At 66.8% G+C, this 9,408-nt stretch carries 6 protein-coding genes; 2 read left to right on the top strand and 4 right to left on the bottom strand.

All coding sequences use genetic code 11. From position 1 onward, the window contains the following. Nucleotides 1-12: 12 nt before the first annotated feature. A complete protein-coding gene (locus tag ABD858_RS27015; RefSeq protein ID WP_345042213.1) occupies nucleotides 13-516 on the bottom strand; it encodes a hypothetical protein in 504 nt (167 codons plus the stop codon). Nucleotides 517-646: 130 nt separating this feature from the next. On the opposite strand from ABD858_RS27015, the gene pglX reads away from it, so the two are divergent. After that, nucleotides 647-4,372: a BREX-2 system adenine-specific DNA-methyltransferase PglX gene (pglX, locus tag ABD858_RS27020; protein WP_345042215.1), complete on the top strand. Its 3,726-nt coding sequence runs from the start codon at nucleotides 647-649 to the stop codon at nucleotides 4,370-4,372. A 61-nt stretch (nucleotides 4,373-4,433) separates the two neighbouring features. On the opposite strand, the gene ABD858_RS27025 is transcribed toward pglX, so the two are convergent. Further along, nucleotides 4,434-4,628, bottom strand: a complete 195-nt coding sequence (locus tag ABD858_RS27025) for a DUF397 domain-containing protein (protein ID WP_345042217.1) — start codon at nucleotides 4,626-4,628, stop codon at nucleotides 4,434-4,436. Further along, the gene (locus tag ABD858_RS27030; RefSeq protein ID WP_345042219.1) at nucleotides 4,625-5,476 is read right to left on the bottom strand and encodes a helix-turn-helix domain-containing protein; all 852 of its coding nucleotides are present in this window, start codon (nucleotides 5,474-5,476) and stop codon (nucleotides 4,625-4,627) included. Before ABD858_RS27030 ends, ABD858_RS27025 begins: the two co-directional genes overlap by 4 nt. A 153-nt stretch (nucleotides 5,477-5,629) precedes the next feature. On the opposite strand from ABD858_RS27030, the gene ABD858_RS27035 reads away from it, so the two are divergent. After that, entirely contained in the window at nucleotides 5,630-6,088 is a 459-nt protein-coding gene (locus ABD858_RS27035) for an ATP-binding protein (protein ID WP_345042221.1), read from the top strand. Between the two features lie 22 nt (nucleotides 6,089-6,110). Here ABD858_RS27035 and ABD858_RS27040 read toward each other — a convergent pair whose 3' ends face one another. Then, nucleotides 6,111-9,398 carry an AAA domain-containing protein gene (locus ABD858_RS27040; protein ID WP_345042223.1) on the bottom strand — a complete coding sequence of 1,096 codons (3,288 nt, stop codon included), beginning with the start codon at nucleotides 9,396-9,398 and terminating at the stop codon, nucleotides 6,111-6,113. Nucleotides 9,399-9,408 lie beyond the last annotated feature (10 nt).

Genomic DNA, 9,408 nt, shown 5'->3' on the forward strand with positions numbered 1-9,408 from the left:
CAGGTCGCTTCTCTACTTCGCGTGGTTGTACGCGGTGATCAGGCTGAGGGCGGCTGCGAGATGCCGGGCCACGCGCTGGGCGGGCAGCTTGTCGCCGTCAAGGTAGCGGTGTGACTCGTGCCATGCGTCGGATCGCGTCTTGAACGGGTTCTGACGGGGGATGTGTTTACGGACCTCGGCTCCCCGGCGACCGTTCGCCACGAGCATCAGGTGGTCCCACGCGCCCGGCATGTGACCATGGCTCGCCTTGTATTTGTTCATCCCCGGCATGCCCTCGATGACCGGGCTGTAGGGCTTGGCGTTCGGCGAATCTTGCACCGAGCCGAAGAAGTCGATGAGCATCGCCTTGGCCACGCACTCCGCCGCCAGCCCCGCAAGGTGATCGGTCGGCCCGGGGAGCCCACCGCTGTTCGATAACTCAAGCGCAGCTTTATAGAGGTCCTGGCCTGCCTTGAGGAAGGTGTGCCGGGGGCGCGTCGGAGTGGTCGGAGCCGTCACGACGATCACCTTATCCATGTGATCAAGGGCGCGGGTGGGGTTTTGGGTTGGGCACGGACCTCCAGGGGGCCCGTACGCTGGCAGGATTGGGTACATCCGGCGCAGAGGACGCGACGGATGACGCAGTGCGGGGAGAAGGAAGCGGACAGTGACGGACAGCGCGGTGGGTGTGGACCGGGCGGAACGCCTGAAGGATCTGGTCAAGGATCTGAAGCGGCTGGTCGTGAACCTTGAGGACGACCTGCGGGAGCGGACCGAATCCGAGGACGACATCCGTGGACGTCTGGAGGCCGAGTACCAGCAGGCGAAGGACGCCCGTCGGACGGCGGCCCGGTACGAGTCCTGGCGCGACGAGCGGGTGACACAGTCGGCAGCGGCCTGGGTGCTGGCGTGTGTCTTCGTCCGTTTTTGTGAGGACAACGGTCTGATCGAGGATCCCTTCATTGCCGGCCCGGGGGAACGGCTGGCGCTGGCGGAGGCCCGGCACGAGGCGTTCTTCCGTGAGAACCCGGCGAAGAACAACCGTGACTGGCTGCTTGAGTCCTTCGAGTACCTGGCGAAGTCGAACCCCACGGCGGCCGGTCTCTTCGACCGTGCGCACAACCCGCTGTGGGACATCACGCCGAGCTATGAGGCTGCGGCGGATCTGCTGTCCTTCTGGCGCCGGTGGGGCGCGGAGGGCGAGATCCGCTACGACTTCACCGACCCGGAGTGGGACACCCGTTTCCTGGGCGACCTGTACCAGGACCTGAGCGAGCACGCGCGCAAGACGTACGCGCTGCTTCAGACCCCGGAGTTCGTGGAGGAGTTCATCCTCGACCTCACGCTGGAACCAGCGGTCGCGGAGCACGAGTTCGGCCTCAACCCGTCGTGGACCGGCCCCGATGGTGAGGAGCGCAGGGGCCTGCGCACCATCGACCCGGCGTGCGGCTCGGGTCACTTCCTGCTGGGCATCTTCCACCGCTTGTTGGCCAAGTGGCGCGCTGCCGAGCCGGGTACGCCGGTATGGACCCTGGTCCGCCGCTCGCTGGAGTCGGTGCACGGCTGCGACAAAAACCCGTTCGCGGTGAGCATCGCCCGGTTCCGGCTGCTGGTGGCGGCGATGCGCGCGGCGGGCGCGGAGAGGTTGGCCGATGCGCCGCCGTTCCCGATCAACGTGGCGGTGGGGGACTCGCTGCTGCACGGGCGGGACGCGGCGGGTATCCAGACTGATTTGGACACCCTGTTCGCGGAGATGTCGGTCGGGCGCGAGGAGGGGGCGTTCGCGTACTCGACGGAGGATGTTTGGGAGTACGCGAAGCGGGTGGACCTGCTGGGCCGGGGGTCGTACCACGTGGTGGTGGGGAATCCGCCGTACATCACAGTGAAGGATAAGCAAGAGAAGGAGAACTACAAGAAGGGCTACGATGCGAGCGTTGGCCAGTATGCGCTTTCCGTTCCGTTTGCTCAGCGACTCTTTGAACTGGCGGTAAAGGGCGCTGGTGGATCTGCTGGGGGCGGCGGACTCGTTGGGCAGATTACTGCCAACTCTTTCATGAAGCGGGAGTTTGGTAAGAAGCTAATCCAGGTTTTCTTCTGGGAGCGCGTGGAACTTTCGCATGTGATTGATACTTCTGGTGCCTATATTCCTGGACATGGCACTCCGACGGTAGTCCTCATTGGTCGTAATAGAGTGCCGAGTGGGAAGCGGAGAGTGCGGGCGGTACTTGGCAAGAAGGGGGAGCCGAGTCAGCCTGTGAGCGCTGCCCAGGGTTTGGTGTGGCGGTCCATTCTGGACTTGTATGAACGACCTGGCAATGACTCCGAGTGGGTGAGTGTTGAGGATCTAGAGCGATCCCAGTTGGCGGACTTTCCCTGGTCATTGAGTGGCGGGGGGGCTGGTCACCTTATGAATCTGATTGCTGGCAGTCGTTCTCAACTTGGGGGAGTTGTCGAAAGCATCGGGTTCTGTGCCGTTACGCGGGAAGATGATGCATACCTTGCGAGTCGCGGATTCGGTCAGCGCAGCGATATGTCCAGCGATCATGTGAGGGCACTGCTCGGGGGTGCTGAGGTCCGCGAATGGGGTTTTGGGCCGGGGGTCGAGGCGATTTTCCCCTACTCTGGGTCAACTCGCTCGGCGGAGAGTGATCCGGGTATGGAGCGAAGACTGTGGCCAAGCCGCGTATTTCTGCGTCTTCGTAAGGCTCTGTCAGGCACCCAAGAAGAGCAGGGACTTACCTGGTATGAGTACTCAAGCTTCTCGCCGCGACGTTACTGGGCGAAATGGCTGATCTCCTTTCCCTTTGTTGCCACTCACAACCATTTCTCACTCCGTCGGGACAACAAGGCATTCGTGCGAACTGCGCCCGTGATCAAGCTGCCGGACGGGGTGACTGAAGACACGCACCTAGCCTTGCTGGGAGTGCTCAACTCGTCGATGGCGTGCTTCTGGCTGAAGCAGGTTAGCCAAGGTAAGGGAGGTAGCGGTCTCGGCCGTGGCGTCCAGGACGAGGACTGGGAAGAGCGCTACGAGTTCACCGGCACCAAACTCGAAGGATTTCCCCTTCCTGATAACCTCCCGCTGGAGTTGGGCCGACAGCTTGATGCGCTTGCTCAGGAGCTAGCCACGCACGAGCCGTCCGCAGCCGCGGAATCCAGCGTGCCCACGCAGGCTGGCCTTGGTGAGGCACGTGCTCATCACCTTCGTATCCGTCAGCAGATGATCGCCGTGCAGGAGGAGCTGGACTGGGAGGTGTGCGGCCTCTACGGGTTGCTCAGCAGCAGTGAGGTCGCGAAGAGCACCGTGCCTGAGGGCAAGCGCGATGAGACCCCCGAGGTACAGCTCGGTGAGCGCGCCTTCGAGATCGTGCTCGCGCGCAAGGTGGAGGCTGGGGAGACGGAGACCGCGTGGTTTACGCGCCACGGTTCGACGCCCATCACCGAGATCCCCGCTCACTGGCCCGAGTGGTACCGCGACATCGTCCAGGCCCGGATTGACCTCATCAACCGCCAGCCCAAGGGCATCGGGCTGATCGAGCGCCCCGAGCACAAGCGGCGCTGGTCTACCGAACCGTGGGAGAAGAAGGAGCGGGCTGCGCTGCGGACATGGTTGTTGGACCGGATGGAGAACAACGACCTCTGGTACGAGGTCCGCGACGGGATGCGGAATCCGCGCCCCATGACGGTCAACAACCTCGCCGACCGGCTCAGCACGGACGAGGACTTCACCTCTGTCGCAGCCCTCTATGCACGCGATCACCTGGGCAAGCCCGACCTGCCCCTCGCGCAGGTGCTGTCCGAGGTCGTCGCCGACGAGCACGTCCCGTACCTCGCAGCCATCCGCTACAAGGACTCTGGTCTACGTACGCGTAAGGAGTGGGAGGACGTCTGGAAGTTGCAGCGCGAGGAGGACAAGACCGGGCAGCGGCTCGACATCGAGCCGCCCGCCAAGTACAAGTCCTCCGACTTCCTCAAGTCGTCCTACTGGGCGAACCGTGGCAAGCTCGACGTGCCCAAGGAGCGGTTCATCTCATACCCCGAGGCCGGTCCGGACGCCGACTCGACGCTGATGCTCGGCTGGGCCGGCTGGGACCACAAGGACCAGGCGCAGGCGCTCTTCGACCTGCTCAAGGCGCGTGAGCGCGCGGACGGTTGGGGCAAGGAGCGTCTTGTCCCGCTGCTCGCGGGCCTGCGCGAGGTCATGCCGTGGGTGCTCCAGTGGCACAACGAGTACGACGACGAGTGGGGAGACGCCCCGGCCGAGGAACTTGAGGCGGAGTACGAGAGGCTGCTCGGCAGGTTCCAGGTGAGCGAGGCCGAGCTGGTCGCGTGGCGGCCGGTGAAGAAGACCGGCGGGCGCAGGGCTGCGCGCCAGGCGCCCCTGGGGGAGTAGACCCCGCGCTGACGGGGTGAGGCGGTGCTGTCAGGAGTCGCCTCACCCCGGAGGCGTGGGTTCAGGAGGCGGGCACGTGTGCCGCGTGCATGGTGAATGCCGCCCACGCCTCGCGTGACACAGCGAGCGGCCGCAGTCCAATATCCTTGGAGTCCCGGACGAGGACGGCTTCCGAGGGAACGGCAACCTCGACGCAGTTGTCGCCGGAGCTGCCGCTGTAGCTGCTCTTGAACCAGGCCAGTTCGGTGGTGCTCATAGTGCTCCTCGCATCTGCTCCAGCAGGCTGACTGTGGCTTCGCGGCCGAGGGCCTGCGACCGCAGCTTGCCATAGCGCTGAAGCATTGCGCTCACATCCTTCGGGCCCGTGATGAGGATGCTCGACTGCTGGCCTTCGGAGTAGCCCACCCACTCGTGTTGAGGGGTCTCGGCCAGGTACATGAGGCCGTCCACACCGGCATGGTCTTCCTGGCGCAGAGGCATGACCTGGATCTCTACGTTCCGGCGCTGCCCTTGCAGTAGCAGGTAGTCCAGAACATGGCGGGACACCTCGGCCCCACCCATATGCCGTTCGAGCAGTGCTTGTTCGATGACGAAACTGAATGCGGTGTTCGGCCGGTTCGCGAGGAGCTGCTGCCGCTCCAGGCGGGCGCTCACCTGTCGCTCGATCTGTTCCTCGGACAGCGGTGGCAAGCGGCGGTCGAAGATCGCGCGGATGTACGGTTCGGGTTGCAAAAGCCCTGGGATCGCACGGCACTCGTACGTGTACAGGGAGACGGCATCCTCTTCGATCCCCGCCCACTTGTGGAACCACGACGCCAGCCCCGCCTTCCGCGTCAGACTCCGCGCCGCCGCCCCCAGTACCTTCGCCGCGACCACCCCCAGCGGCTCCTCCGCTCGCTCCGCCAAGTCTGCCGGCGGGAAGCGTTTGCCCTGCTCGATCTTGGCGATGTAGTGCGCCGAGTACCCCACCCGTGGTGCGAACTCCTCCTGCGTCAAACCGGCTTCGTCCCGCAGCGCTTTCAGGACCGCCCCGAAGGTCTTCAGGCTGTCCGATAGTTCCGGTTCGTTGCCGTTGCTGTTTCCGCCGCCGTGGTCAACGTTCATGACACAGCCGCCCCTCCGTACGTGCCCGCACCCGCCCGACGCTCCATGGTCACGGTCAGTTACCCACCCAGTCCAGCGCGTGAACCAGTACAGAGCGATCTGTACCAGTGTCGTCCCTGCCGACCAGGGCCCACGCCCGGAACGCTTGGCTCCATGACGCCTCCTCACGCCCAAGTGCCCGTCACCGTACGTACGTTCGCTCAGCGTTTCTCCGCCACCCGGCGCGGCGCGCGCCTCGCCCGGCTCCTGTCTGTTGAGCAAGCCGTCGGTTGGGGGATTCCACGCGGCTCGGCAGCCCTCGATTCCTTCGCTCTCGTCGTTGCCGAACTCGCCGCCAACTCTGTGCTGCACGGGTGCGTTCCGGGCCGGGACTTCGAGCTCAGGCTGCTGTTCGACTCCGGAGCCGGTGTCGTCCATGTGGAGGTGTCCGACACTCACCCCCGCCTCCCGGCAGCGAATACCACGACCGACACCGACACCGACACCGACGCGGACGGGGGCCGGGGGCTTGCCCTCGTCGACGCCCTCGCTGCACGGTGGGGTGTACGGGCCCGGGTCGGGCCCGGGAAGACCGTATGGGCGGAGTGTCCGGTGAGCTCGGCGGCTCCATGACCCCGGGACGCGCCCACCGGATTCAGCGCCCGCCCTTCAGTCGGATCTCCCGCGTCCACGCGTTCGTACCGCCCGACGGGGTCGTCTTGCACGCGGCGGCGTAGCACCGCCAGACCCAGGCGTTCTTCCAGCGCCGGATCTCGATCTCCGTGCCCTTGCACCGCCCGCACTTCGGCGGGCGCGCGAACGTCTCCGCGTGTTCGTGCTCCAGCAGCTTTCGTGCGAAGTACCCGCCCCGCATCGTCAGCATCACCTCACGCGTGTTGCTCTGCGAGAGCACGTTGAGGCTGCCGAGCATGACCGTGCGCTCGTCGATCACCGCGATCTTCTGGTGCATGACGTGCATGGGGACGACAGTGTGCGCCACGGAGCGCAGGTCGGCGATGAGCGGCCGGCTGGTGTCCTTCTTCTGGAGCTGGTCCGTGTCGTCGCGTATGAAGACCGTGATCCGCACGCCCCGGCCTGCCGCCGCCCGCAGTTCGGGCAGCAGGGAGCGGATCCGGTTGGCTACCCACGGGGCCCAGAGCCACAAGGACTGCCGCGCCTGCCGGATTTCGTCGGTGAAGGTGCGGTAGAAGTCCCGTTCGTCGTCGATCTCCGTCACCTCCACGTGCCGGCTCAGCACCTCGGCGAGGGCCGTGCCGAACTCGCCCCGGAAGGGGACCGGAGCGTGCGGCGGGGTGATCAGGTGCTTGGCGTGCAGTACCCGGACCCCCGGAGTGCCGATCAGTCCCGCGAGCTGGGCCAGGGCCGTCCCCGGCCGGGCTCCGCGGACGCGTTCTCCGCCGGCGATGATGTAGAGGCGGGTCTTGACCCGGGTGACGGCGACGTTGAACAGGCGGACGCCGTTGCGTCGCCATTCGTCGGCGCCCGGCTGCCGGTGGGCGAGGGCCATCCACAGTTCACGGCTGTCGGCGCCGCCCTCCACCGTGTCGAAGATGACGACGTCGAACTCCCGGCCCTGGAACTTGTGGGCCGTACCGACCTCGGCCAGCGGCCGCCCCGCCCCCTCGACATCCCGTAGCGCCTCCAGCGTGGCTTCGGCCTGAACGCCGTACGGCGTGACGATGCCCGCTTCCTCACCCTGCTCACGGTGCAGCTCCACCAGAGCCCGCGCGATCAGCGAACCGGCCGGCCACCACCCCTTACGGCTGCCGGTCAGGTGTGCACGGGCCAGTTCGTGCAGGCCGTCCGTGTCGATGAGGACGATCTCGGGGTCGTTTCCGGGACGCTCCCGTAACGCTTGGGCTCCGCCCCGCAGGATCCCGCCGTACGCGAGATCGTTGGCCAGCTTCATCACGGCGGGGCCGAAGCGGTGCTGTTCGGTGAGGGTGACGCAGGCCGGGTGTGCCTGCGCGTCGGCGGGCTCGATGATTCCGCAGTGCTGGAAGACGTCGGGAAGCAGCCACCGCTTGATGTCGTCACGTTCCTGGTCCTTGAGTGCGGACGGGATGACGGGCCCCAGCTGCATGAAGTCCCCGAGCAGGACGGCGGCCCGGCTCGCCTTGCCCGTGGCGAGCAGTACCTCGGGCAGGGTCGCGGCGCCGGCCTCGTCGACGAGGACGACGTCGTACGGGCCTTCGAAGACGGCCGGGTTCGTACGGAACCTGGCCAGGGTGGTGGCGACCAGCTTGGCGGCCTTGATGATCTCGCCCTGGGCGTTGCGGGAGAGGCGTTCGTACTCCTCCTGGACCTCCTGGTACTTCTCCTCCAGCGCGGGTCGCCAGGCGCTGTCACTGATCACGTCCGGGCGCAGCCGCTCGGCCTGGGCGTGCAGGGTCGGCCAGCCCTTGAGGGTGGCCTGTTCCGTCAGATCGTGGGCCTGCTGAGCGGCGATTGCCACCTGGGCGGCTTGGTCTGCCTCCCTCCTGCACGTTTCCAGATGCCGATGGACGCCTTCCATGGCGGTGAGCTTGACCTCGGCGTCGGCTGCGAGGGCGCTGATCTGCTCGGGCGTCAACGGAATGCTGTCGGTGAGTACCGTGATCCGGGCGTCGAGCTTCGCGATATGGGTGGTGGCCGTGGCGCGGGCCTTCCCGGCAGCTTTCCGTGCCTCGGCAGCGTCCTGCTCGGCGTCCCGTAACCGCTGCTGGAGTGTGGTGATCTTCTCGCGAAGACGCCACCTGGCCACAGCGCCCTTGGCTTCGAGTTCGGTCAACTCCCCGCTCAGAGCGCGGCGGTGTTTCTCCGATATCAGCGCGTCGGCTTCGAGGCCCTCTGCCGCCTCGCGGATCTGGACCTGCTCCGCACGCAGTTTGTCCACCTGCTGCCACTGGGCATGTGAGGGGGCTGCCCCCCTGAGGCGGGCGTTGGCCGTCTCCGCCGCCGACAGGGCGTCTGCCAGCTGTTGCTCCACCTCGGCCTGTCGACCTTGGATGTCGTTCACCCGAGAGAGCGCCGACGCCAGGTCCTGCCCCGGCGTCCACAGCAGCTTCAGCGCAGCGAAGTACGCGGAGGGATCAAAACCGGCCAGAGCGGTGTCCAGCGCCGCCAGCTGTTCGGCACGGTTGCGGATCGCGACGAGCTCACCCTCGATCCCGCTGCGGCGATCGGCTGTCTCCGCCAAGCGTGCCTGGACCATCAGCGGCAGCGAGATCGATGGGTCCTCGGCCACCTCCCGCAGGTGCGGCGGGCCCACGCGGACGATGTCACCGGGACCGTGTCGCTTCTCCCGCACCACCCCGAGCAGGGCGTTGTCCACCGCGATGTTGGTCGCGGAGACCAGGAGCACCCGCTCGCCCCGGGCGATGAGGTCACCGATGGCGCGCTTGAGGACGGTGGTCTTACCGGTGCCCGGCGGCCCCCACACCAGGTGGACACCTTCGCCGAGGCAGGCCCGGTACGCGTTTGCCTGCGCAGGGTGGAATCCGGGCGGGTCCACGTCGTGCGCCGGTACCCCACCGATGGTCCGGGCCGCCAGCGCGGCGGCCAGGGGGTGTTCGCCGAGGCCGGCGATGCCGTTGCGCAGGGCTTCGATGAGGAAGGTGGGCGGCTGCTTGAGCATCCACAGATGCGGGTCGGTGATCTCGGCGAACTCGGCCACGCGCAGGGTGAGCAGGGATCCGTTCTGCACTGTCTCGGAGACGGCGAAGCCGTTTGCCTCGATGCCGTCGTCGTCCGGTCCAGCCAGGCGCAGGCCATCCAGCTGGTCCGGGCCGATGTCGGAGCCGCGCAGGTCCACCGCGTACTGACCGGGTTCACCGGTCCGGGCCGCGCGTCCGATGCGCTGCCAACGGGGCTGCCTGCCCGCGCCGCCCTCGACGGCGATCCACTCGCCGAGCGCCGTGGCGATCTCCTCGCGCCAGCCCACGTAGCGCCCC

Origin of the sequence: Streptomyces sannanensis (assembly GCF_039536205.1) — a bacterium.
GTDB lineage: Bacteria > Actinomycetota > Actinomycetes > Streptomycetales > Streptomycetaceae > Streptomyces > Streptomyces sannanensis.